We start from the raw sequence: 24525 nt of genomic DNA, 5'->3' as shown, positions 1-24525 counted from the left end.
GAGCGTGTACACCGGCGTGACGTTAAACGCCTACTGGTCGGAAAGGGTGGCTTTTTCACAGTTTCAATTGGGGCCTCTCGTCAGTGCTCCAAAAACTCGCTCAACCGACGTTCAATTTCCCCGTTCTCCTTTAATTCACACTCCCACAGAACTAGAGCGCGCCAGCCTCCAGCTTTAAGCGCCTTTAGGTGCTCTCGATCCCTCTCCTGATTCCGGGAAATCTTTTGCTCCCAATAATTGCGGTTACTCTTCGGCATCCGGCTTCCACGTTTGCAATCGTGGCCATGCCAGAAGCATCCGTGCACAAATATGACCTTCTTGCGCGACCCAAACACCAGATCGGGATTGCCTGGAAGATCCTTGCGGTGAAGCCTGTACCGATAACCCATTCGATACACCAGCCGCCGCACTGCCATTTCGGGCTCCGTATCCTTACTTTTTACAGCTCGCATAACTCGGCTGCGGTGTTGCGCGGCCTCAGTCATCGCTTCAATTCAATCTTAATACTTGGATCGGTCTCAAACTCCTCGATGATCTCGTTGTAACGCTTCACAAGATCCATCACAGCTGTCCGCCTTCCATCGCCGTCAAACCTACCTATCTCATAGAGATTGAGCGCGACAAACTGCTCAATCTCAAATATGTCGATCCGATCATCAATACCCCTCTGTTTCGCCAGCTCTTGGGCAACTAGCAACCCGCGGTCCATGGTTACGAGTACCGGTTGATATCCATCGTTTAGGTTGTCGTTGCAGCGACCGATTACCGCTTCACCCGGCGAGGTCGTAACGTGGATTGCAACATCGCCAACGACAAAGTCCCCAGCCCTTCCGCCTGGCGCGTCCGCCGTCGCGAAACTGTTGTGCTGGAAGTTTCCTTCTCCAAGGGCACAGTCCAACTTTGCACCCACCATATGCTGCAGCACCGCACCAGCGTAGTATGTCCCGCCGGATTCTTTTTGGCGCTCAACGGCTTGATCGATAACGTGGTGAACAACTGTGCGAAGCCCACGCGATGAATCCAGCTTAATCTTGAACGGATGCCCAGCAAAGAACTCCTTAACCTGCTTAATCCAGAAATCTTCAACGATGTCCAAATCCAAAGCGATCTTCTCTTCCAGCGTGTTTAGGAAGGCGACATATGCCCGCATTTTTCCCAGGCTGCCACGGCTGGTCCGACCGCCTTCCGAAGCCAGCACTCGATATTCTCCATGGCGTTCTAGAACAGACTGAACTGCATTTTTACCAAGCCCCCGCACCTGACCACCACCATCAGTAACAAGTGTTTCGGGATCCAACGGCAGGCCATTTTTCTTAGCGTGCTGTGTGATCACCAACGCAATAGACAGCGGCCCCTTACCTCTGAATTTTTCCTTCTTCGCAAACGTATATAGGGCCGACTTTAGATCATCACCTGGCATTTAAGCAGCTTCCTGCTCATCTGTTTTATGGACTGACATGAGAATCGGTTCAATTAAATTCGCCGCAAGGTGGCGAACAACTGGAACTACCACACCATCACCAAGGAGGTGATATGTTTCGTTGTATTTTTCTGGCAGCCAGTACGAGTCGGGTAGACCCATTAATCTCGCTGCCTCTCGTGTAGATATCAGGCGCGACCTAATCTTTGGGCCATCCACCACAAGTATTAGTTGCCGACTCGAACCGCCAGCCGGTGTCCGCAAGCATCCTGCGATGTCATCAAAGCGCACTTCGGCTCGCTGCACTTTGTAGCCATCCTCGTCTTGCCGAGTTCGCTTATAGACCGCACCAACCTTTCGGGTTCCGGCTCGCTCAGCTTCCCGCACCTTGGCAAGGTTTACGTCCGTCATCATCGCCAGTAAGCGCTTCGTCTCCTCCACTGTGTGCCATTCTACGCCCGTCGGTTCTTCTTCGATAAGGTCTGCAAATTTGTGCTGTCGCGCACTCGGGCACGGAAGGTGCCACCATACCCATGACTCTTTCAGACGTTGAGGCAGCCTATCGTAAGCTGTGAGGACTCCTCGCGAGTGCCATTCGGGATCCGGTTTATTTCGACAATGCGACTGTGGAATTTGAATATCCGACTTGACGCCGATCACGAAGAGACGAGGTCGAGACTGTGGAACAAAGCGAGCTGCATCAATGACCACAGCGCCGACTCTATAGCCTGCCGTGTGATACGTTTCACAAATGGCAGCAAAGTCTTGCCCTTGGTGAGACGTGAGGGTACCGCAGACATTTTCGAGCGCGATCACCGAGGGGGCCCGCTCCTCTTCTATCAATTGTTTCATGAGGTGCCAGAACGGCCAAAACGTCCCTGATCGATCGCCTCTCAACCCGGCTCCCCCACCTGCCAGTGAAAGATCCTGGCATGGGAAGGAGGCCCACGCGAGGTCTGCAGTCGGGAGCTCGGCGACACTGATCTCGCGGATATCCCCGACTCTTAGGTGGTCACCGCCCCAGTTTTCCGTATAGGACTTCGCTTTCTTGGGATCAATGTCATTGGCGAATACGCAGTGCCAATTTGCGCCCAGTCCGGAGCGCGCCATGCCGCCCCCCGCAAAAAACTCTAAATATCTTCGGCGATCGTGCTGATTCGTGTCAGTCATTGCTCGCTTTCCTCACTGAATATGGGGCATCTAGCGGTAATGCCGGTTGGACCTTCCGCTGGCAATCGAGAAGATCCTTGATAGCTCGCCGACAGATCCACGCCCGAGAAGCGGCGCATTCAGCGGCCAGTTGTGCAAGTTCTTGGTACTCGTCTTCCGACAAGTTCACTGTGATGCGGTACTTGGAAGTCATAGCCCTGACCCTCGAGTGCATAGGTGCGCATTGGTGCAGCACTTTGATGCACCATAGGCCGGGTACCGAGCGCCGTCAAGTGCCGATGACCCATATGGCGCCCTTATGTAGTCAAGGTCTGATGAAGCGCCTCGTTCCGGCTCCGTGGGCAGCTGAATCCAGGCAGTCTCGCTGGGTCTTAGCTCACCTTGGACGGACTAAAGCATTAATAGGCTTGACCAATAGGAACAGCGTAGAGGACATACGCCATTCCTAGCGATCAAACGTTTCTGTCGCCACCTTAGATTCTTGATTTCTCATATTGTGAGAATCTTCTACGTTGTCCCTCTCAGACAACCGACACACCTGCGGGATCCCCCAGATTGAACCAACGGATGTTGAGAGGTCAGCTGCGTTTAGACGGTGGACGACCGTTTGCAGCGAAGGTCTTGATTCCAATGTGCCAGTAGAAATTCGTGCAGCGCTTGGGTCCGCTCACTCTCCCTGGAAGGGTTTGTGGCTTCTGTTCATTTACCCGATTCTAACTCGGAGCGTTTGCTACTAGTCCCGCAAATGCGCCCAGATGCGCGGACTCCGTATCTCGGTAGCTAGTAGCCGAATACTGCCCTGTATTGCTGCGGCAGCAGGGTTGCGTGCTGCTCGAGAGCCCCGCTCAGCATGAACAGCCGGGGTTGACGGTGAAATTCGTAGATTCGATACAGGCGGTAGCTGCCGGCCTGGTCGTTTGAAAATGCCCTTTCGTTCTCGCTGATTAGGAATGGCTGGTATTTGCCGGAGTTGGTGGTTTTTACTTCGACGAACAGCTCCTTCTCGTAGTCTGGATCGAATGAGCGGATGTCGAATCCGAGTCCGTCGCCTTCGTCCCGGCTAGACCACTTCACTTCTTCGGCGAGGTCCGGGCGACCGCTCTGAGTGAGCCGATAGCGCTCGAATTCCAGCGCAAACTGTTCGCCGCTTTCGCCCAGGGCGCGATTCAGGCGTTCTCGCGTGGCGAAATCGATCTTGCGGCCAAGGTAACGACGATCCGGCCGCTTGTAGTCCGTCAGACGCTCGGGCGGGTCGGGGTCGAACACGCTCGACCAGTTGACCTTCTCCGGATTGGGTGGCGCTGGTTCAGCTTCTGCGCCCTGGGTGAGTTCGTCGAATTCCGCGGGATCACGAGCGATGTGCGCGAGCACGGCCTGCTTGAGCTGCTGCTGGTAGTTGAAGGCTGGCTTGTAGCCAGGAACGTATGGAAGACCTAGCTCGAGAAGGACAGCGCTGATGTTCTGGTGCTTGTACTCGATCGAACCTTCACTGCGATTGTTAAGCCTGGTCCGTAGCCGCTTTCTGTGCTCTGCCTTTTTGTACGGCTCGCCTCGAATATCCTGGTTGAGCATTGCCAGGTAGTCCTGGACGACGAGTTCGCACTCGAGCCAGTCCCAGCCCCCGGCCGAGCGCAGGAGTTCCTCGCGTCGGGCGTCGTCGAGATTGGTGAGTAGGGCTTGCTGGAGCAGCTCCGCGACGAGCGAATTGCCGAGCAACTCGAAAAGCTCGTCATCAAGGTATGCGTAGTGAATGCAACGCTCAATCACGCCCGGGCCGCTTACAGTGCTGAGGGAAGCGTACTCGGCGCGGCCACCCGGCTTGGTCTGGTGGTGCCAGAAGCCCTCACTACGGAGGTGGAAGAAGGGCAGATGAGGGTTATTGCGGTCTGTCTCTCCTGCCAGCGTTTCAAGATGCGTCTTGAATCGAGCGCGCAGTGCCTGGCTGAAGAAGATGCGGTTGTCGACGATCTCACCGGACTGAATACCGTCGATCACCGCCAATAGCATGGCCACCTTGTGCGGGCTGCGGTGGCCGCCCCCGCCACCCCCTCGACTGCCGCCATTGCTATTCATGCGCAAATTCGAGAACCGGCGCTCGTAGTCCAGCAGGCCCATAGTCGATCAGCTCCCCCAGTACTTGGCCTTGTCGGGCATCACGTGGCGTACCCCACCTCTTGGATCCTCCTGATCACCCTTGTAACGCGGGATCAGGTGAACGTGCAAATGGAAAATTGTTTGGCCAGCCGCCCGACCGACGTTGATGCCGATGTTCCAGCCATTGGGCTGATGCACGCGTTCGATCATCTCTCGCACTACGGGAAGCGCCGCGACCACCGCCAGTTGCTCGGCCGGCGATGCCTCGAACCAGCCGGCGACGTGCCGGCGTGGGACGAGTAGGGCGTGGCCCGGGCTGACGGGGTAGCGATCCCAAAGGGCGAGCACGTGCTCGTCTTCGTGGAACACCTGGTCAGGATCCGGCTGGCAGAAGGGGCAGTCTCCGTCATCCATACGGTCAGTATCCCTGGTTGAACGGTTGCCAACAAGCCAGCAGACCTAGCCGGTTCAGTTCGAATTCCGGGTGCTCTCAGTCAAACGCATTGATGGCAACGTCACTCGGGTGTGGCCATGATGCTGTTCATGACCAATTCGATTGTCTTCACGGTGGTGCTGCTGGCTTGCCTGGTCCTGGTCGGCTGCGCGCGTCATCTAAACGACCCCGGGCGTGACATTTCGTTGCCGCAGAAGGGCCATGTGGTGCTGGCCGATCAGCGTTTTTCGCCGCCGGACTGGCCGCAGGCGCTGTATGCGGATGTCTATATTCCGGATGGCGAGCGGGTGGCCTGGCCGGCGGTGTTGGTGGTCCACGGCGGCGGCTGGGAGCGGCGCAGCCGGGATGATATGACGAGCATCTCTCGCCGGCTGGCCGATCGCGGTTTCGTGGCGGTCAATATCGACTATCGCTTCGCACCCGAGTATCGCTTTCCGGCCCAGCTCCATGATGTGCAGATCGCGCATCGCTGGATGCGGGAGGAGGCCTCGCGGCTGCGGATTGATGCCGACCGGATTGGCGGGCTGGGGTTTTCCTCCGGCGCGCACCTGGTGGCGCTGGCCGGGCTGGTCGCCGGCACGGACTCATCGCTCAATGCCGAATACGGGCCGGATGACGAGGGCTATTTTGCGGTGGTGGTGGGCGGCATTCCGTCGGATTTCGGCCTGTTCTCCGGCGGCAAGCTGCTCCGGCAGCTCATGGGGGCCAAGCAGGACGAAGCGCCGCAATCCTACCGGGCGGCCTCGCCGATTGCGCACGTGCATGCCGATGCGCCGCCGTTTTTTCTCTTTCACGGCACGCTGGATCTAACGGTGCCCTACGAGCACGCCCGGGTGTTGTACGAGGCGCTGCTCGAACACGACGTGCACGCCGAACTCTACCGGATGCGCCTGCGCGGGCACGTCACTTCGTTTCTCACCCGTGCCGGCGCGATGCGAAGCGCCATTGCCTTTCTGCATGACATGGCAGGGCGCCAGGTGGACGGGGAGTGAGGGCTGGCCGGGGCCATTGGTTCAGGGCTGTCTCAGCTTGCTGTATTTCAGTGACGTTCCCCGCGCCAGATCGGCCGGGTACTTCTCGGCATTGAGCTTCATCTTCTCGGCCACCGCCGGGCCGATGTCTATCCCTAAGCGGTCGGAGATAGCGGCCAGGTAGATTTGGATGTCGGTGACGAATTGGCGGAATTGTTGTTTGAATTCGGCCAGTTCAAGCCATTCGCCGGTTTTATGTTGCTGGTTGTCCTGGTTCAATTTGCACCTCGTCCAGGCATTATTCGGCTGTGTCTCCAAGCCCAAGATTGGGTTCATGCTCATCGTGAAACAACTGCAGGTAATCCCGATACAGGAAGCGGCGGTTACGTTTGTAGCCGGTCATTTCATGCAGGATGCCAAGATCGGTCATTCGGCTAACCAGATTGTTGGCCGCCGGGTAGGTTGTGCCTATCCAGTCTTGCACCTGCTTGACGGTCACAATGGGTTGCTCATAGAGATGTTCGAGCGTTCGGTGGCCATTGGCCGCGCTGCCGGCCAGGTGGTCGGTGATGGCCTGCCGATGAGCCTCGCGCAATCGCAGGATGCGGCCGGCCGTCTCACTGGCCTGCTGACTGACGGCGAATACGCCGCGCAGGAAGAATGCCAGCCATCCCTCCCAATCGCCTCGATCACGCACCGCCTGCAGGTGATCATAGTAGTCGTGACGGTGAGCCTTGAAGTACCAGGACAGGTAGAGGACCGGACGGCTCAGGATCGTCTTTTCGCACAGCAGGAAGGTGATCAGCAGGCGGCCGACGCGGCCATTGCCGTCAAGAAACGGATGGATGGTTTCGAACTGTGCATGGGCTAGCCCAATGTTGATCAAGACTGGAAGCTGTTGGTCCTGGTGGAGAAAGGTTTCGAGCTCGCCGAGCAGCCGCAGCAGTTCGGTGGGTGGCGGGGGCACGAAAGTCGCTTCGCGCAGGGTGCAGCCTGAAGGGCCAATCCAGTTCTGGGATGTCCTCAGCTCGCCCGGGGTGAGATTTTGGCCGCGCCCACCTCGCAACAGTTCGGCGTGGATTTCGCGGATCAGGCGAACTGAGACGGGCAGCGATGTCAGGCGCTCCAGACCATGCCGCATGGCATGAATGTAATTAAAAATCTCGTCAACGTCGTCGGGGGCTTCGGGCGAGAGCATCTGCGCTTCGGCTCTCAGAACATCCTGCAGAGAACTTTGGGTCCCCTCGATCTGGCTCGAAAGCACCGCCTCCTTGCGCACGTACATAGCCACAAAGAGGTCTGGATTGGGCAGGGTCTGAATCGAACCATCCAGCCGGCCTAAGGCTCGGTCCGCATCTGACAGCAGCGTGTGGAGCTTTCCATCCAGCGTCACGGGCGGGTCAGGGGGTAACGGCGAGGGCATGAAGGCTCGATATCCGCTCGGTTGGCGAACATAGCGACCCGCCCGGGCTGAGTGGGATTGACTGGCCATGCTTTCTCGGCGCTTTACCATGGACTGAATTTGGCTACATAGTAAATCATCCCTTTAACATGGGCCAGCTTGGCACCCATAGTAAAGCGTGACTTGAACTGTGGAGCGTATCCCGACCGGTCCTGATCGTCTGGCCGCCGCGTCAGCCAGGGCCGTGCCGGATCCGGACGTGCGGGGTCCCGGCTCAAGAGCCTGCCCCGGACTTGATCCGGGGCCGGGACGACTCAGGGAAAAGACGCTGGCATCCCGAAACGCAGGCGCGCTGTTATTCCACGAGCTCCATTTCCTCGATCAGGGCCCCGGCACCATCGACCTTGTCCATCACCCACAGCATGTAGCGGGTGTCGACGTGGATGGTGCGGGTGGTGCGGGGGTCGAAGTCCCAGTCGGAGTTGACTGACTCGATGGTGCCGTCGAACAGCAGGCCGACCAGTTCGCCCCGGGCATTAAGCGTGGCCGAGCCGGAGTTGCCGCCGGTCGAATCCAGGTCGGAAAGGAAGTTGACCGGCACCGAGTCGATGCTCTCGAGTTCGTAGGGGCCGTAGTCGCCCTGGCGGATCAGCTCGAGCTGGCGCTCGGGGGCGTTGAAGGGGGCCTCGCCGGTGTTCTTTTCCAGGATGCCTTCGAGGGTGGTGAAGGGCTCGTAGACCAGGCCGTCCTTGGGCGAGCCGCCCAGCACGGTGCCGTAGGTGACGCGCAGGGTGGAGTTGGCGTCCGGGTAGGCAGCATAACCCTGGTCTTCCTGCCAATTGATAATCGCTTCCATGTAGTCCGGCCGCAGGATCTGCATGCGCCCGACGCGGTCTTCGGACTCGGCCTCTTGCGCCATCTGGTGGTCGTAGAGCGCGGCGGCGAGCTGGATGAAGGGGTCCGTGCTGTCTTCGAGTTCTGCCAGGTCGGCTTCCATCAGGGCCAGGCGGCGCTCGACGTCATCCAGTTCGGTTTGTTCGTAGAAGCGGTCGAGGGACCGGGCGACTTGTTCCTCGTCCCAGGTTTCGGGCAGGTCGAGGGCTTCGTCCAGTGCGGCCACGCGTGCGGTCTCGGGTGCGTTCATGTACTGCTCGAGGAAATGCAGCCACACGGCCTTGTCGACGGCCGGGTCGAAGCGGCGTTCGATCGCCTGCATGCCCTGCTTGAAGAAAGACATGTCGCGTTCCTGGTAGCCGGACTCGCGCTCGGCGTCGGGCTTTTTGCGTTCATTGGCCAGGCGGTAGAGCCGTTGCGCGGCCGAGAGCAGGCTCGATCGCGTGGCGTTGTCGTAGTACCAGTCCTCGCGCGCGGACTGGGCCGATTCCTCGCTCAGGGCGTCGAGCTTCTCGAGTGTTTCCGTGTAGCCGCGGCCCGCGGCCTCGGTCTCGATCCAGGCGTCGAGGGCTTCCTCGCGCTCGCGGCGGCGCTCGACCAGGCCGACCCTTCGGGCGCCTTCGATCTGGCCGCCGAGGTTCTTGTGGTAGTTGTTCAGGCCGGCGAGCAGGCTCTCGTATTTGATGCGGGCGTCCGAGCCTTCCGGGGCGGCTTCCTCGATGGTCGCGATCCAGTCGTCGAGCATGTCGATGGTCTTGGGGTAGCGCCACTCGAAGGTGTTGATCACCTCGTGCATGCGCGCGTAGCGCCGGGTGGAGCCGGGGTAGCCGGCGGCCATCACGAAATCACCGTCGTCGAGGCCGGCGGCGGAGACTTTCAGGTGGTGCTCGGGTTCGAACGGCACGTTGTCTTCGGAATGCGCCGCGGGCTCACCGTCCGGGCCGACATAAGCGCGGTAGAAGGCGAAATCACCGGTGTGGCGCGGCCACATCCAGTTGTCCTCGTCGCCACCGTAGCGGCCGATGTTGTCGGCCGGGGCGTAGGCCAGGCGCACGTCGCGGATTTCCAGGCGGTCGATCAGCTTGTATTCGAGCCCGCCGTGGAAGCTGGCCACCTGGCAGCGATGGCCCGGCTGCTGTTCGCACTCGGCGATGATTTCCTTGCGGCGCATGTCGATGGTGTCGTGGACGGCCTGGCCTTCCATGTCGGCACTGATGTCTTCGCGCATGCGATCGGTCACGTTCTCGACCGCGACGGTGACGTACACGCGCGTACCCGGTGCGGCGGGCAGCTCGTCGGCCGGGTCCTCGGCCAGGAAGCCCTCTTCCAGGTAGTTCTTTTCCTCGGTGGAATTGAACTGGATCGACCCGCGCGCGCAGTGGTGATTGGTGATCACCAGGCCCTCGGGCGAGACGAAACTGGCCGTGCAGCCGCCCAGGGAGGCGACCGCACCCATGGGGAAGGCGGTCAGCTCGTTGAGGCTTTCGGGGTCGAGCTCCAGGCCCGTCTCGCGCAGGTCCTCGGCGATCAGCGGCAGCTGGTCGGGCGTCCACATGCCTTCCTTGGCGGAGGCGTGACTGGCCAACATCAGCAAGGCGGCCAGGGCGATCGTTGCGTACTTCATCGAGCGTGCTCCGTTTCCAGGGGCGGCGGAACTGGCGCCGCCCGTTCAGTCGAAACGGGCCATGCTACCCGAAATCGGCGGGGCGTCGGCTCAGGCGCGGGCCGCAGGCTGAATCTCGCTCTCGATTCGCCGGGCGTTCTCGATTTCGGCCTTGCGAAGCTCGTAACTGGTCTGAAGGTTGAGCCACGAACGCGCATCGCCACCGAAATAACGGGCCAGGCGCATAGCAGTGTCAGCGGTAATGCCGCGGCGCTCACGAACGATATCGTTGATGCGCGGGGCGGGAACTCGCAGCGCCTTCGACAACGCATTAGCACTCATCTCCAGAGGGACGAGATAATCTTCGCGCAGGATCTCGCCGGGATGGACCGGACGCATGCCATTTTTGATCGTCATATCCAACCTCTAGTGATAGTCCACGATTTCGACGTCTTCCGGGCCTTCTGTTGTCCAGCGAAAGCACACCCGGTACTGGCTGTTGATCCGGATGCTGTATTGACCTTCCCGATCACCCTTGAGGGCTTCGAGCCGGTTGCCCGGCGGAGACCGCAAAAACTCCAGAGTTTCAGCCGCGTGCAACTGGGTGAGCTTGCGTTCGGCAACCGCCAGGATGGCGGAAAACCGCCGGCTTCGACCAGTTTCGAACAGGGCTTTCGTGTCTTTGCAGCGGAAGCTCCGGATCATTGAGGCTTAATGTATAACGTTAAGCGATAAGAATCAACCTCCGGTCGGGCGTCGATTAACACCCGTGGCGCCATGGCCTGCGAGTGCCTAACTCTTCCCGGCCGGGCGTTTTTGTAGGGACAGGCCTTGCCCCCACGCTGGAGCGTCAGGTGCTAACGTTCCCTGCATTCGACAACCGGAGATTCCCCATGACGGACAACACCACAAAAGTTTTGCTGATTACCGGCGCTTCCAGCGGGATCGGCGCCGCAACCGCGCGGCATGCGGCCGAGGCCGGCTACCGCCTGGCGCTGTGCGCGCGCTCGAAGGACAAGCTCGACGCGCTGGTCGAGGAGCTGGGCGCCGATCGCGCTTTCGCCACGATCTGCGACGTCACCGACTTCAAGGATCAGAAGCGGATGGTGCAGGCGGTGATGGATCACTACGGGCGCATTGATGTGGTGTTCGCCAACGCCGGTGTCGGCGGTCGGCCCGCCGGTTTTGCTAGCGGCTCGGTCGACGACTGGAAGGAAATGGTCGACGTCAACATCCTGGGCGCGGCCTACACGCTGCGCGCCTCCCTCGACGAGGTGAAAAAGAACAAGGGCCACGTCCTGCTCACCGGCTCGGTGGCCGGGCGCCGCACGCTGGCCGGGTCGATGTACTCGGCCACCAAGTGGGCGGTGTCGGCCATTGGCTACGGCCTGCGCGAGGAGCTCAAGGGCACAGGCGTGCGCACCACGATCATCGAGCCGGGCATGGTCGACACGCCGTTCTTCGACAATCCCGTCCCCGACGCGCTCAAAGCGGACGACGTCGCCCGCTCGGTGATGTATGCGCTCAGCCAGCCGAGGCACGTGGATGTGCATGAGGTGCTGGTGCTGCCAACGCCGCCGGAGGGCGCCGGGGATTAGGATGCGGCCTGGCGACGGCCCGATCAGGCGATAACGACTTGGTCGCGTCCGGCCCGCTTGCCGCTGTACATCGCCTGGTCGGTGCGCTGGATCAGCTCGACCAGCGTCTCACCCGGGCGGTATCGGGCCAGGCCGAAGGTGGCGGTCTGCTGCCCGCCCAGCTCGAAGCAGTGCTCGCGGATGGCGCAGCGCAGCTTCTCGGCCACGCCTTCGGCCTGTGCGAGATCGGTGTCGGGCAGCACCACCAGAAACTCCTCGCCGCCGGTTCGGCCAACGATGTCGGTCGACCGGACCCGGTCGTGGAGGAGTTCGCCCAGCTCCGTCAGCAACGCGTCTCCGGCCACGTGACCGTGCTCATCGTTGATGCGCTTGAAGTGGTCGATGTCGAACATGATGACCGACAGGGGCGACCCGGAGCGCTCGGTGCGATCCACTTCCCGCGCTAGTCTTTCGCGGATGTGGCGCTGGTTCCAGAGACCCGTCAGATCGTCCACCGTGGCCAGGCGTTCCAGCTCCCGCTGCTGGGCGAAAAGCTTGCGATAGCTGCGTTCCAGCAGATAGGCGGCGAGCAGGCCGAAGGCAAAGGCCGAGGTCAACCACAGCAGGTGCAGATAGGGCATAGCCTGCGTGTTCGAGTACAGGGCGGTGAAGACCAGCACCATGGCTGCCGAGATCAGCGCCGAGACGGTGGCCGGCCGAAGCGTCAGACCGGAGACGGCGAAAGTCCACATGATCGCCAGGTAGATTTCCGGCGAATAGGACGCGAAGTTCTTGTCGGTGATGCTCAGGTACAGATTGCCCGCGATGGCGGCGGCAGGCGCGATCAGCAACAGCATCCGCATGAGGCCATGGAGGGACGGGCGGAAGCTCATCAGTGCGACGACAATCAACAGTAGGCAGACCGCAAGCCCGCGCAACACTTGCTGCTCGGAGAGCGCGTCGAACCCACTCTGTCGCCACTCCAGGGCTGCATAGATGAAATACAGGGCGGCGGTCAGCAGCGCTACGTAGCGCACCTGCGCCAAACGCAGTTCCGGGTGCCAGGTGTCGAAGTCCCGGCCCGTCGCGACCGGCGTGCGCTGCAGCAAGGCGGGCGCCTCGGGCGGCATGAATGCCAGAGTCACCGGCCAGCCCTCCCCTTCACACCGACGCGGCGCTTCATTGTTGGCTTGTTCCATGATGGATCGAGATTGGAATATTAGCAGGCATTCACATAAGTGGCGTCAACGGGTTGCCCACAACTTCCAGCCCAGGCGTCCCGGAAGCAGCGCAAGCGGCTATCCGGTACCTCGCACCGATCGGCTGGCACTCAGCCAAGCCGTGCAACAACCCGGCCTGCGAGGTCCCGGCTCGGAGGCCGGGACGACAGACCTTGCCGCCACCCCCAATCATCGTCGTCCCCGAAACCGCGCAGGCGGCTATCCGGGACCTCGCACCTATCGGCCTGCTCATTGGTTAGGATTGACGGTTGTTGCCAAAAGGAATCGCCGAGATGCGCCGACTGTTCGTTTGCTTTGTTCTTTGCTTCATTTTCGCCGCCGCGTCGGTCCTGGCCCAGGACTCGGAACTGCGGCCGGTCACCCACGAGGAAGTCTGGCTGATGAAACGGCTGGGTTCGCCGGTGGTCAGCCCCGACGGCGAACACGCCGTGGTGTCGGTGACCGAGCCCTCCTACGAGGAAGACGGCGATGTGTCGGACCTGTGGCTGATCACGGTCGACGGGTCCGAGCCGCCACGGCGGCTGACGGCCACGCCCGAGGGCGAGTCCGGCGTGGACTGGCGCCCGGACGGCAAGATGATCGCGTTCTCGGCCAAGCGCAGCGACGAGGAAGACGCCCAGGCCCAGATCCACGTGATGGACATGACCGGCCCGGGCGAGGCCCGGCGGATCACGGACTTCTCGATGGGTGCGTCCAATCCGCAGTGGAGCCCGGACGGCGAGCGCATCGCGTTCGAAAGCAGCGTGTGGCCGGACACCGAAGGCAGCGAGGCCAACGCCGAGCGCAAGGAGGAAGAGGACGAAGACGGCATCAACGTCTCGCGCTACGAGCACTTCCCGGTGCGCGACTGGGACACCTGGCGCGACGAGAAGTACAAGCGCCTGTTCGTGGTCGACGCCGACCCGGAATCGGATGACGAGCCCACCGACCTGATGTTCGAAACCGGCCTGGTCTCCGGCCCGGGCTACCAGGGCGGCCTCGACGCCGCCTGGACACCCGGGGGCGATGCCTTGGTAATCACCGCCACGGAGAACCTGCACGAGGCCGCCCACTCGATCGTGCGCGAGCATCTCTACCGCGTGCCGGTCGAAGGCGGCGAGCCGCAACGCATCACCGACGGCGACGACTTCAGCTGCACCGGCGCGCAGTTCTCGGCCGACGGCGAGTTCGTCTTCTGCAACTACGAGCCGATCAACGAGTGGGTCTACAACCACAACGAGATCGCCCGTGCCGCCTGGAACGGCGAGGGTATCGACGGGGAACTCGAGGTGCTCACCAAGGGCTTCGACCGCTCGGTGGCCGAGTTCGATCTTTCCGCCGACGGCGAGACGATCTATTTCAGCGCCGCCGACCAGGGGCGCGTGCGCCTGTTCGCCATGACGGCCGACGGCAGCGAAATCACCGTGGTGGATTCCGAGAGCCGCGGCGTCTACGGGGGCATCCAAGCTGCCGGCAATGATGGGGTCGTCGCCAACTGGGAAAGCTCCGCCGTGCCGGTCGAAGTGGTTCGCGTGGACGCCACCAGTGGCCAGCACGAAGCGCTGAGCGAATTCAACGCCGAGCGCGCCGAAGGCCTGGACCGCCCCGCCTTCCGCGAGTTCTCGTTCACCTCGGAGAAGGGCCGCGAGATCCACAACTGGCTGGCGCTGCCGCCGGACTTCGATGAGTCCAAGCAGTATCCGCTCGTGCTGTTCATCCACGGCGGGCCGTTCAGCTCATCGCTGGACGCCGACCACGTGCGCTGGAGCCCGCACCTGCTGGCATCGGAAGGCTACGTGGTGCTGCTGACCGACTACACCGGTTCGGTGGGCTACGGCGCGGAGTTCTCGCGCAACATCGAAGGCGACCCGCTGAAAACGCCGGGCGAGGAACTGGTGCAGGCCGCCGAGGTGGCCACCGAGCGCTTCGACTTTATCGACCCCGAGCGCCAGGCCGCCACCGGCGCAAGCTACGGCGGGCACTTGGTCAACTGGCTGCTGGCCACCACCGAGCGCTTCGATGCCCTGGTCGGGCACGCCGGCCTGGTCGACCTGGAAGGCCAGTACACCACCAGCGACGTAATCTATCACCGCGAACGCATGAACGACGGCCCGCCCTGGGGCGACAGCACGGTGTGGGAAGAGCAGAGCCCGTCGAGCTACGTCGAGAACTTCTCCACGCCCACCATGCTGACCATCGGCGAGTCCGACTACCGCGTGCCGCTCAACCAGACCCTGGCCGCCTGGAGCTACCTGCAGCGCATGCAGGTGCCCTCACGCCTGCTGGTCTTCCACGACGCCAATCACTGGATCATGAACGGCAAGGAAGCGCGCTACTTCTGGGAAGAAGTGCATGCCTGGCTGGCGGAGTATCTGAAAGAGGAATGACAAAAGCGTCGTCCCGGAAGCCGCAAAGCGGCTATCCGGGATCTCGCACGGGCAATTTGCCCCTCAGCCGGGGCCGTGCCGAATGCCAGGGTGCGGGGTCCCGGCTCGTGGGCCGGGACGACAGGGAATTCAGGTGTATTCGCCGGCGGGTTCGCTGACTTGCTGCGGCCGCGCGTGACCGCGGAGCCATTCCATTAAAGCTTCTTCGTCCATTTCGCCGGCGGCCAGCGCCATGAATACGGGGTACAAATCGCTGTCTTCGGCCACGAGCTGGTGGCCGTTCAATTCCAGAAACAATTCGCAGGCGACAGCGGCCGTTCGCTTGTTGCCGTCGACGAATGGGTGGTTCCGACTCAAACCGAACGCATAAGAGGCGGAAAGCGCAATGACATCGGTATTTTCACCGTAGGCGTGCAACTGTTGCGGCCGGGCCAACGCCGATTCCAGCATTCCCCGGTCCCGCACGCCGGTTCCACCTCCGTGCTCGATCAACTGCCGCTCGTGAACCGCCTCAATCAAATCGACTGAAAGCCAGATCGGATCATCCATGACTTACTCCGCCAACTTCTTGAGCAGGTTGCGCCGCTTGCGCATGATCTTCTCGGCCACATCCATCTGCCGCGCCAGCTCCGGGTCGTACGGGCTCAGCACAATGCCGTCGGGCGTCTCGCGCACCATCAGCTCGTCTCCGCGTCCCACGCGCAGGCGTTCGAGCACCTCCTTGGGCAGGATCACGCCGGTGGAATTGCCGATGGCGGAGACTTTCAGCTTGCGGGTCATGGTTGGCGCTCCTGGGTGCTTGGAAGCGCTAGTATAACAAATGTATTACGACGATTTTCCCATGAAGCACTCCCTTGTCAGCCAGGGCCTTGCCGAATGCCAGCGTGCGGGGTCCCCGGGGGCCGGGACGACAATTTCCGGGGTCGGAAAGACAGGGAATTGCGGGCACGCCCAACCCTGTCACCCCGAATCTGCTAGATTCTGCGGTCCCCCCAGCTTCAGGAAGCAATTGATGTCTGCAGTTTCGAAGGTAACCCAGCCCCTGCTCGCGCTGGCGATGATCGCCGGCCTGTTCGGTGCTGTCGTGGCCCAGGTGCCGATCGTCCAGCCCGGCAAGCCGGGCGAGGCCAGCCGCACGATCAGCCCCGAGGAGGCGACCGACCTGGCCGGCATCGGCTACTCGGAAGCCGACGTAACCTTCATGACGGACATGATTCCGCACCATCACCAGGCCCTGGTGATGTCGGACCTGGTGTCCGAACGCACCGGGCGCAACAAGATGACGGAGCTGGCCGAACGCATTACCGCCTCGCAGAACGACGAGATCGCCTTCATGCAGGACTGGCTGCGCGAGCGCGGCGAGGAAGTGCCCGACCCGACCGAACACCAGGCCATGCACACCCACCACGACATGGCCGGCATGGCCAGCCCCGGGGAAATCGAAGAGCTCAAGGCTTCCAGCGGCCCGGACTTCGACCGCCTGTTCCTGGAGCTGATGATCGACCACCACCAGGGTGCGATCACGATGGTCGACGAGCTGCTCGAGAGCAGCGGCTCGGCCCAGGATCCCGTGCTGTATGAATTCACCACCGACGTCGTCAACGACCAGGAATCCGAGATCGAGCGCATGACCGCGATGCTGGCCGGCTTCTCGCCCGACCCCCGGGTGGGCCTGGCCGCCGGCTTTCGCGACGCCGGTGAGGCGATCTCCAACCTGAAACTGGTCGCGGCCCTGCCCAAGCCCGACGGCTTTTTCGACCCCGAGCATCCGGCCGGCCGGCCGATTCCGCGCGACGACGACGACGAGAACCAGGAGGAGGAAGACGAGGCCGACGAGGACGAGGCGGCTGACGAGGATGAGCAAGCCGAAGGCGACGATGAGGGTCGCGAGAACGACGGTAAGCCGCGCCCCTCGCTGCTGAGCTTCTCCAACACCGACATGGCCTTCAGCGACGACATCCTGGTGGCGGGCAACTACCACGGCTTCAACGTCTACGACATCAGCAGCGAAGTGCCCGAACTGATGAGCTCGATTGTCTGCCCCGGCGGTCAGGGCGACGTCTCGATCGCCGGCGACCTGCTGATCATGTCGGTGCAGGACATGCGCGCCCGGGTCGACTGCGGCCTGATGGGCGTGTCCGGCAAGGTCAGCGAGGATCGCTTCCGCGGCCTTCGCATTTTCGACATCTCCGACCTGACCCGCCCGGTGCAGGTCGGCGGCGTCCAGACCTGCCGCGGTTCGCATACGCACACCATCGTTGAGGGTGACGGCGAGTCGGGCTCGCTGATCGTCTACAACTCCGGCACCGCCCCGGTGCGCGAGGAAGAGGAAATGGAAGGCTGCGTGGACACCCGCCGCTACGGTGACGAGGGCACCGCCCTGTTCCGCATCGACATCATCGAAATCCCGGTCGAGCGGCCGCAGGATGCGCGCATCGTCGACAGCCCGGCGGTGTTCGCGGACCCCGAATCGGGCAACCTGGCCGGGCTGTGGGCCGGCGGCGACCACGGCGACGACACCCAGGAAACCAACGAGACCAACCACTGCCACGACATCACCGTGTTCCCGGAGAAGAACCTGGCCGCGGGCGCCTGCTCTGGCAACGGCATCATCTTCGACATTTCCGACCCCCTGAATCCACAGCGCATCGACGAGGTGGTCGACCCCGGATTCGCCTACTGGCATTCGGCCACGTTCAACAACGACGGTACCAAGGTGCTGTTCACCGACGAATGGGGCGGCGGCAGCCGGCCGCGCTGCCGGGCCTCGGATCCATTGGACTGGGGCGCGGACGCCTTCTACGACATCGTCGACGGCGAACTGGTCGAAGGCGGCTACTTCAAGATGCCCGCGCCGCAGACGCCGGAAGAGAACTGCGTGGCCCACAACGGCTCGATCATCCCGGTCCCCGGCCGCGACATCTTCGTGCAGGCCTGGTACCAGGGCGGCGTCTCGATCGTCGACTTCACCGATTCGTCCGAACCCTACGAGATCGCCTTCTTCGACCGCGGTCCGGTCAACGGCGAGGAACTGACCATGGGCGGCTACTGGTCGACCTACTGGTACAACGGCCGCATCTACGGCACCGAGATCGCGCGCGGCCTGGACGTGTTCGAGCTGGTGCCGAGCGATCACCTGAGCGAAAACGAAATCGCGGCAGCCAAGTCCGTCATGGACGGCGACCTGTTCAACCCGCAGACGCAGACCCGTTTGAGCTGGCCGGACACCCCGGTCGTCGCGCGCGCCTACGCCGACCAGCTCGAGCGAAGCGGCGACCTGGGCGAGGAAAACCGTGCACAGCTCGACGCCGCGCTGGCATCGTTCGAAGCCGACGATGGGGATGTACAGGGCCTGCGATCGCTCGCCAGCGTGTTCAGTGAACAGTCGGACGAGCACGAAGGCGCAGACCGCAAGCGCTTGAGCGCGCTAGCCGACACCCTGCAGGGCATCGCGGCCAACACGCAATGACAGCGTGTCGTCCCGGAAGCCGCGGAAGCGGCTGTCCGGGACCTCGCACCCATCGGTGAGCACTGAGCTTGAGCCGTGCAGGGCCCAACGTGCGAGGTCCCGGCTCCTCGCTTCGCTCGGGCCGGGACGACATGGGTTGGGTGCAGGCCGGGACGACAGAGCGTGTCGGCGCTTCTTGCGCGTGAGCGAGGCAGTCAGGGATTTCGGCGGCGCCACCGCGGCGGGAAATGCACCCAGCTGACCACGACCAGGGCGCCGAAAGCGCTGTAGATCACCAGGAACGTCGACCATGACAGGTCGAGAAACAGCAGCGCACCCAGCCAGTAACCGATGAAGCTCTCGCCGTAATGCGCCTGCCCGGCCGCGCGGCGAAGCTCGCCTTCCCAGACGGTGAGGGGGCACAGCTGGCCGAGCCAGGTCTGGCCGACGATGTAGGCAATGACCACCAGGTGAATCCCCCGGAACCACGGATTGCGCACCCAGCCCCAGCCGCGGACCCAGCCGACCATCACGGCCAATTGCCCGCCGATGACGAACGCCACGAATAGTGCGTGGATCACGAGCACCGCATCGGCCAGCAGGCCGGGGTAGGGAAGGCTGTGGAGAAATTCTCGGCTCATGGCTTCATGATATCGGCCCGCGCGCTCAGCGGCGATCGCCCCCGGCACAGCTCTCTCAACCCTGTCGTCCCGGCCGGAGCGTAGCGGAGAGCCGGGACCCCGCACGCCTGGAAACGGCACGGTCCAACTGAGTGCCGCCGGATGGGTGCGAGATCCCGGATAGCCGCTTTCGCGGCTTCCGGGACGACCGACTTCGCCGGTCGCCTTGACGTTTCATTCACGCCGCCCCACTTGTAGAAGCAGACTCGGAACCCTCCCCCGCACCATGTCCACCCGGCCCGTTCTCGAACCGTTGCTGTCGCTGAGCATTTCCGGCGAGGTGTCGACGAAGTCATCGCACACGCGTCGGCGCTTTCAGCGCAAGCTGCGCAGCAACCTCAAGGCCGCGCTCACGCGCGAAGGTCACGCCCCGCGCATCGTCGACAGCCGCGATCGCATCGATATCCAGGACGTGCCGGCCTCGGCCGCGCCGCTGCTGGCCCGGGTGTTCGGGGTGCAGTCGGTGCGCACGGCTTACTCGCTCGCCTGGGACTCGCTCGACGACATCATCGAAGCGGGCACCGAACTGTTCGCCGGCGACATCGAGGGCCGGCGCTTCGCCGTACGCCCGCGGCGGGTGGGCAACAGCCGCCATCCGCGGCGGACCAGCGACGATATCGCCCGGCAGCTGGGCGCGAAGCTGGTCGGGGCCGGCGGCCGGGTCGACCTGGACAACCCGGAAGTGGCCGTGCACGTGGAGATCCGCCGCGATGACGCGCTGCTGTTCGGCAATCCCCTGCCCGGCCCCGGCGGCCTGCCGCTGGGCATCGAGGGCCGTGCGCTGACGCTGATCTCCGGCGGCTTCGATTCGGCCGTGGCCGCCTGGCAGATGATGCAGCGCGGCCTGGACATGGATTTCGTATTGTTCGACCTGGCCGGCCCGGAGCAGGTCGCCGGCGTCCAGCGGGTGCTGACCGAGCTGGAAAAACGATGGATGGCCGGTTCGAGGGCCCGGCTTTTCGTGGTCGACTTCCGCCCGGTCGTGGCCGAATTGCGCAGCAACACCCGCGGCGATTACTGGCAGGTCATGATCAAGCGGCTGATGATGCGCGCGGCCGACCGGCTGGCGAAACACACCCGGGCCGGCACGCTGGTGACCGGCGAGGCGCTGGGGCAGGTGTCGTCGCAGACCCTGGCCAACCTGGGCGCCATCGGCGCGCGCAGCGAACTGCCCATCCTGCGTCCGCTGGTTGGCCTGAACAAGGAAGCCATCCTCGAACGCGCGCGCGAGATCGGCACCTTCGAGGCGAGCTCCGGCAATGCCGAATTCTGCGCGCTCGACGGCGGCCGACCGGTGACCAGCGCCCGCGCCGGCGTCCTGGACCGGCTCGAGGAGGGCATCGATATGGGACTGCTCGAGCGCCTGGTCGACGAGGCCGAGGTGATCGGACGGGAGCACTTCGACACGCCCCGCCGCGACGAGGCTTCGCTGGATAAGGTCCCCGACGAGGCGGCCGTCATCGACCTGCGCAGCGAGCAGGCGCACGCCGACTGGCACTGGCCCGATTCCATCCAGCTCGATTTCGACCGGGCCTGCCGTTTCGCCGGCGCCCTGCCGAAAGACCGCGACTACCTGCTGGTGTGCGAGTTCGGCCTCAAGAGCGCCTGGCTGGCCGAGGCCATGCGCCTCGAGGGCTATCGCGCCTGGAGCTTCCGGGGCGGGATCCGCGGCCTGCGCAAGCTGGCCGCGGTGCCCCAATAAGCCTCTCGTCCCGAAAGCCGTGCTGATTTCGGGCGTGCGGGGTCCCAGCTCGGGGGCCGGGGCGACAGAGATTGGGGCCGGTAAGAAGCGTACAGGCCGCACGTATCCTAAGGGACGCCGACAATGCCGGCAATAATCCGCTCGTCGATCGGTCGCTGAGCCGGGAATTCACGGCTGAACTCCTCGAGCATGTGCCCCAGCAGCTGATCCTCGGCCTCGATCACGGCCGACCGGATGTCCTTGAGCAATAACGGCTTATTGCGTCCGCCCTCGGTGAGTTTTTCGTACCACACCGGCCGGATCAGATCGAGCCAGCGCGCGGCGACCTCTTCCCAGTCGGGCTGATGGCTGGCGCGTGGCTCGTCCAGCATGGTCGCCAGCGCATGGAGAATGTCGACGGCCGCCTGATCTTGGCGGTTGCTGGCATTCGCCAGCCAGACCTCGATGACCGCCCGCATTTCCTCCAGCGCACGCCGCTTGCGGCGCGAAAGCAGGTTTCGCTCACCGGCGGCAAGGCGGTCTAGAAAATACCCCAGCATCCGCTCGGCCGCCGGCGTGATCGTCTCGAGGTCGACGGTATCCGGCCCCAGGCGCCGGCGCAGCAGCGCGGCGACCGACTCGAGGTCGCCGAGCGGCTCGGTATCTTCACCTTCGAAGGCGATCCAGCGCGGAATGCCGGTCGAGTCGGAGGTACAAAAGAAAGCCCAGGCGGAGTCGGCAGCCACGGCGCTGATCACCGAGCGCGCCGACTCGCCCATATCGCGCCAGGCTTTCAGCCACTCGGCATCGATCAGCGCCCGCTCGCCCTCGACCAGGATGCGGACCGGCCCGAAGGCATCCTCGAGGCCGTCCCACTCACCAGCCTGGGTCTCGAAGTCGGCGATTGCCTGCTCGGCAGTCAGCGCCGGCGAGCTGGCGCGCACTTCCTCGGGCAGCGGCATGTTGGAACCAAGCAGGTTGTCGACCGTCTCGTAGCGTTCGATGAAGCGCTCATCGCTTTGCAGGGCGAATGCGGGATCGTCGGCCGGCCACCAGGCCTCCATCCAGCGATGCGGACTGTCGAGGCGATCGATCCGGCCGACGCGCTGCTCGGCGATGCGCACCACGCTGGGCATGTCGAGATGGATGACGACCTGCGAGCGCTGCAGGTTGACGCCTTCGGAAATACTGTCGGAACACAGGCCGACAGCCCGTCCAGGCTCGTCACTGGCCGGCGAGAAGCGCTTGAGCAGCCCGCTGCGCTGGGACTGTGCATCACCGGTGGCCACCATTACGTCCAGTTCGGCGTCGATCTCGTGCAGGTAGTGACGGATCACCGCCAGGGTGATCGGCCGCGTGTCGAACGCCAGAACATGCTCGAACCGCCGGCTCAGCTCGGCCAGGTGCGCGGCCTTGGCCCGTTCGCGCCCGTCCGAGATTTGACCGGCCAGTTCGGCGATGCGTTCCAGCAGGGCCCGGTCTTCCTCGCAGGCGCGTCTGTGGGCTTCGACGTCGGCCAGCCAGTCGGGCAACTCGATCGACAGAGCGCTCTTCGGCGGCTGACCGGCAATGCGCCCAACGCTTGCGATCAGGTTGCCGCCGCCGGAACGGCTCAAGTGCTCGATGCCGCAGATCTCGCTGGCCGCATCACTGCCGCACAAGTGTTCAATAAGAGCTGCACGCGAAGAGCGCAATGACTGCATGATCATGTACTGCGACAACTTGGTGGCCGCGCGCAGCCGCCCGGCCAGGAAACGCTCCTCGCTCACGCCGCGGCGTGCGAGGCTGCGCGGCAGCACGATCTTCTTGCGGAAGTGCAGTACGCCCTTGAGTTGTCCGGACAACTCGCGGATCTCAGCAGCGGCGCGGCAGTCGGACTTCGGCTCGTCCAGACGATAAATACGCGCACGATGCTCGGGAAAGCGACAGGGGCGGCCGGCAGCGTCACGGTAGGCATCGGGCTCGCGCTCGATCAGCTCGTTGAGCATGCGCTTGGTGCGCCGGACGGTGAATTTGGCGATCTCGCGCCGCAGTTGGGCGATTTCCTCGGGGGTCAGCGAGCGAGTGATCGAGCGGACACCGAGCATCCGTTCGAAGGCCGCCAGGGTCGAGGCATCGAGATTGTCTGCGCCGAGCATATCGGCGATGCGCAGCAGATCCTGGGCACTGCGATTGATCGGCGTGGCGGTAAACAGCATGACGTGGTCGGCCATATTGCGCAGCAGTTGCTGCGTGCGGTTGGAGGCCACGTTGAGAAAATTGTGCCCCTCGTCGACGCCGAGCAGCTGAGCGCGGCGCAGGTTGGCCAACACGTTGTCGCGGTTGCCCGAGCGGGCGTGGCTGAGCGCGCCGTGCGAGTAGACGTCGACCTGAACCTGTGCTTTTGCGCTTTCGTCGCGCCAGTTGTCGACCACCGAGGGCGGACAGATCAATAGGGCCTTACCCTGCCGCAAGCGGCTGGCGGCCAGAATTTCCTGCATTTTCGCGCCCATCAGATGCATGCCCGCCCGGGTCTTGCCCGAGCCGGTGGCATCGGCGACCAGCACGCTGCCGCGCTCTTTCAGGATATACAGCGCCTGGGCGATGCCCTGACGCTGCGACGGCCACAGTCGGGCGTCCTCGGCCAGGTAGCGCTCGCGCAGGTAGCGCCCGGCCCAGTCGCCTTCGAGCAGCTCCAGCGCGGCCCTGGACAACGCGTCGCGCCAGCCGACGACCTGCAGCAGGGCCTCGAGCAACTCGATCAGGCGCTCGTTGAAGTCGCTCCCCAGATCCCAGATCTGTTCAGCAATCTGCACTGTCTCGTCGAAGCGGCGACGCTCCTCGCCGCGACGACCACGCTCGAAGCGGGTATTGGCCTCAAGCTGGTGATGGAAACCGGCGCGGGTAAAGTTACTCGAACCCAGCGTGGCGGCGTTATCGCCGACGAAGATCTTGGCGTGCAGCCGCCAGGCCGAGCGGGCAACATAGCGGGCGCGCACCCGGCCGCCGCGCAGCCGCTCCAGGCAGGTGAGCACGCGCGAGGACAAGAGTACCGAAAAGCCACGGTCGAGCCAGTATTCCTTCATCGCCCGCGGCAGGTCGTAGTCGCCCACCGCCCAGGTGCTGCCGCCGGTGTCGTAGGGTTCGGAACCGAAGACCACGCGAATATCGCTGTCGGTATCAGCCTCGGCGATAAACTCGACCAGACGGTCGAGCCCGGCATAGCCGGTTACGATCAGCGATCGCTCCGAGGCCTTCAGGTCGGCGAGCACCACGTCGGCCACCGCCGCGTCGTCGCGGTTGAGTGGAAAGCGCGTGGCCGCCGGCCACTCTCCCGACAGCGGCGCGGCGCCGCGGGCGGCGGTGAACAGGTCAAGGGTGTCGTGGTCTCGTCTGGTCATCGAAATGGCGGAACCCATTGTTCAGAGAAGCCTGCTAGCCTCTGGGGGGATTGTGCCGCATTGTGGGCGTATTCGGCGAGGAAAGCGGCCAGGAAACGATGCGTTGCGCTGGCGCTGCTCGCTTCTTCGAATCGGTCGTTCCGG

General features: G+C 63.2%; 21 protein-coding genes. 5 read left to right on the top strand and 16 right to left on the bottom strand.

Features of this window, described 5'->3' with window-relative positions; translation table 11 throughout:
• Positions 1–80 precede the first annotated feature (80 nt).
• From ACDC66_RS00320 to ACDC66_RS00295, 6 genes are all read right to left on the bottom strand, one after another.
• Positions 81–485 (bottom strand): very short patch repair endonuclease, encoded by a 405-nt coding sequence (locus ACDC66_RS00320; protein ID WP_376694679.1) that lies wholly within the window; start codon positions 483–485, stop codon positions 81–83.
• Complete coding sequence (locus ACDC66_RS00315; RefSeq protein ID WP_376694678.1) at positions 482–1420, bottom strand: DUF4928 family protein; 939 nt, start codon at positions 1418–1420, stop codon at positions 482–484. The genes ACDC66_RS00320 and ACDC66_RS00315 overlap by 4 nt, the downstream gene beginning before the upstream one ends.
• Positions 1421–2590: a DNA cytosine methyltransferase gene (locus ACDC66_RS00310; RefSeq protein WP_376694677.1), complete on the bottom strand. Its 1170-nt coding sequence runs from the start codon at positions 2588–2590 to the stop codon at positions 1421–1423. It lies immediately after the preceding gene.
• Positions 2583–2783 carry a ribbon-helix-helix domain-containing protein gene (locus tag ACDC66_RS00305; RefSeq protein ID WP_376694676.1) on the bottom strand — a complete coding sequence of 67 codons (201 nt, stop codon included), beginning with the start codon at positions 2781–2783 and terminating at the stop codon, positions 2583–2585. Before ACDC66_RS00305 ends, ACDC66_RS00310 begins: the two co-directional genes overlap by 8 nt.
• A gap of 587 nt (positions 2784–3370) precedes the next feature.
• Entirely contained in the window at positions 3371–4663 is a 1293-nt protein-coding gene (locus tag ACDC66_RS00300; RefSeq protein ID WP_376694675.1) for a protein NO VEIN domain-containing protein, read from the bottom strand.
• 48 nt (positions 4664–4711) lie between these two features.
• A complete protein-coding gene (locus tag ACDC66_RS00295) occupies positions 4712–5098 on the bottom strand; it encodes an HIT family protein (protein WP_376694674.1) in 387 nt (128 codons plus the stop codon).
• A 129-nt stretch (positions 5099–5227) separates the two neighbouring features.
• On the opposite strand from ACDC66_RS00295, the gene ACDC66_RS00290 reads away from it, so the two are divergent.
• A complete protein-coding gene (locus ACDC66_RS00290) occupies positions 5228–6130 on the top strand; it encodes an alpha/beta hydrolase fold domain-containing protein (protein WP_376694673.1) in 903 nt (300 codons plus the stop codon).
• A 21-nt stretch (positions 6131–6151) separates the two neighbouring features.
• Here ACDC66_RS00290 and ACDC66_RS00285 read toward each other — a convergent pair whose 3' ends face one another.
• The 5 genes from ACDC66_RS00285 to ACDC66_RS00265 form a co-directional block, all read right to left on the bottom strand.
• Positions 6152–6388 carry a MazG-like family protein gene (locus ACDC66_RS00285; protein WP_376694672.1) on the bottom strand — a complete coding sequence of 79 codons (237 nt, stop codon included), beginning with the start codon at positions 6386–6388 and terminating at the stop codon, positions 6152–6154.
• 19 nt (positions 6389–6407) lie between these two features.
• Complete coding sequence (locus ACDC66_RS00280) at positions 6408–7532, bottom strand: Fic family protein (RefSeq protein WP_376694671.1); 1125 nt, start codon at positions 7530–7532, stop codon at positions 6408–6410.
• 334 nt (positions 7533–7866) lie between these two features.
• A complete protein-coding gene (locus tag ACDC66_RS00275; protein WP_376694670.1) occupies positions 7867–10029 on the bottom strand; it encodes a S46 family peptidase in 2163 nt (720 codons plus the stop codon).
• A 90-nt stretch (positions 10030–10119) separates the two neighbouring features.
• Positions 10120–10407, bottom strand: coding sequence for a HigA family addiction module antitoxin (locus ACDC66_RS00270; protein WP_376695135.1), 288 nt, complete (start codon positions 10405–10407; stop codon positions 10120–10122).
• Positions 10408–10434: 27 nt separating this feature from the next.
• The gene (locus ACDC66_RS00265) at positions 10435–10713 is read right to left on the bottom strand and encodes a type II toxin-antitoxin system RelE/ParE family toxin (RefSeq protein ID WP_376694669.1); all 279 of its coding nucleotides are present in this window, start codon (positions 10711–10713) and stop codon (positions 10435–10437) included.
• Between the two features lie 188 nt (positions 10714–10901).
• Between ACDC66_RS00265 and ACDC66_RS00260 the strand changes: the two genes are divergently transcribed.
• Positions 10902–11606 (top strand): SDR family oxidoreductase, encoded by a 705-nt coding sequence (locus ACDC66_RS00260; protein ID WP_376694668.1) that lies wholly within the window; start codon positions 10902–10904, stop codon positions 11604–11606.
• A 23-nt stretch (positions 11607–11629) separates the two neighbouring features.
• Here ACDC66_RS00260 and ACDC66_RS00255 read toward each other — a convergent pair whose 3' ends face one another.
• On the bottom strand, positions 11630–12784 hold the full coding sequence (locus ACDC66_RS00255; protein WP_376694667.1) for a GGDEF domain-containing protein: 1155 nt from the start codon (positions 12782–12784) through the stop codon (positions 11630–11632).
• A gap of 314 nt (positions 12785–13098) precedes the next feature.
• Between ACDC66_RS00255 and ACDC66_RS00250 the strand changes: the two genes are divergently transcribed.
• A complete protein-coding gene (locus ACDC66_RS00250; RefSeq protein ID WP_376694666.1) occupies positions 13099–15192 on the top strand; it encodes a S9 family peptidase in 2094 nt (697 codons plus the stop codon).
• 129 nt (positions 15193–15321) lie between these two features.
• Here the strand turns inward: ACDC66_RS00250 and ACDC66_RS00245 are convergent, their stop codons facing one another.
• Both ACDC66_RS00245 and ACDC66_RS00240 read right to left on the bottom strand, forming a co-directional pair.
• Positions 15322–15741: a type II toxin-antitoxin system death-on-curing family toxin gene (locus ACDC66_RS00245; protein ID WP_376694665.1), complete on the bottom strand. Its 420-nt coding sequence runs from the start codon at positions 15739–15741 to the stop codon at positions 15322–15324.
• Positions 15742–15744: 3 nt separating this feature from the next.
• The gene (locus tag ACDC66_RS00240) at positions 15745–15972 is read right to left on the bottom strand and encodes an AbrB/MazE/SpoVT family DNA-binding domain-containing protein (protein WP_376694664.1); all 228 of its coding nucleotides are present in this window, start codon (positions 15970–15972) and stop codon (positions 15745–15747) included.
• 232 nt (positions 15973–16204) lie between these two features.
• Here ACDC66_RS00240 and ACDC66_RS00235 point away from each other — a divergent pair, with 232 nt between their 5' ends.
• The gene (locus tag ACDC66_RS00235) at positions 16205–18661 is read left to right on the top strand and encodes a DUF305 domain-containing protein (RefSeq protein ID WP_376694663.1); all 2457 of its coding nucleotides are present in this window, start codon (positions 16205–16207) and stop codon (positions 18659–18661) included.
• Between the two features lie 194 nt (positions 18662–18855).
• On the opposite strand, the gene ACDC66_RS00230 is transcribed toward ACDC66_RS00235, so the two are convergent.
• Entirely contained in the window at positions 18856–19281 is a 426-nt protein-coding gene (locus tag ACDC66_RS00230; RefSeq protein WP_376694662.1) for a DUF2784 domain-containing protein, read from the bottom strand.
• A gap of 265 nt (positions 19282–19546) precedes the next feature.
• Here ACDC66_RS00230 and thiI point away from each other — a divergent pair, with 265 nt between their 5' ends.
• Positions 19547–21022, top strand: coding sequence for a tRNA uracil 4-sulfurtransferase ThiI (gene thiI / locus ACDC66_RS00225; RefSeq protein ID WP_376694661.1), 1476 nt, complete (start codon positions 19547–19549; stop codon positions 21020–21022).
• Positions 21023–21129: 107 nt separating this feature from the next.
• Here thiI and ACDC66_RS00220 read toward each other — a convergent pair whose 3' ends face one another.
• On the bottom strand, positions 21130–24381 hold the full coding sequence (locus ACDC66_RS00220; protein WP_376694660.1) for an SNF2-related protein: 3252 nt from the start codon (positions 24379–24381) through the stop codon (positions 21130–21132).
• Positions 24382–24525: the final 144 nt, after the last annotated feature.

This window comes from Wenzhouxiangella psychrophila, from assembly GCF_042310375.1.
Classification (GTDB): domain Bacteria; phylum Pseudomonadota; class Gammaproteobacteria; order Xanthomonadales; family Wenzhouxiangellaceae; genus Wenzhouxiangella.
Note: the sequence above shows the minus strand (reverse complement) of the source record. Positions and strands in the feature narration are given on the sequence as shown.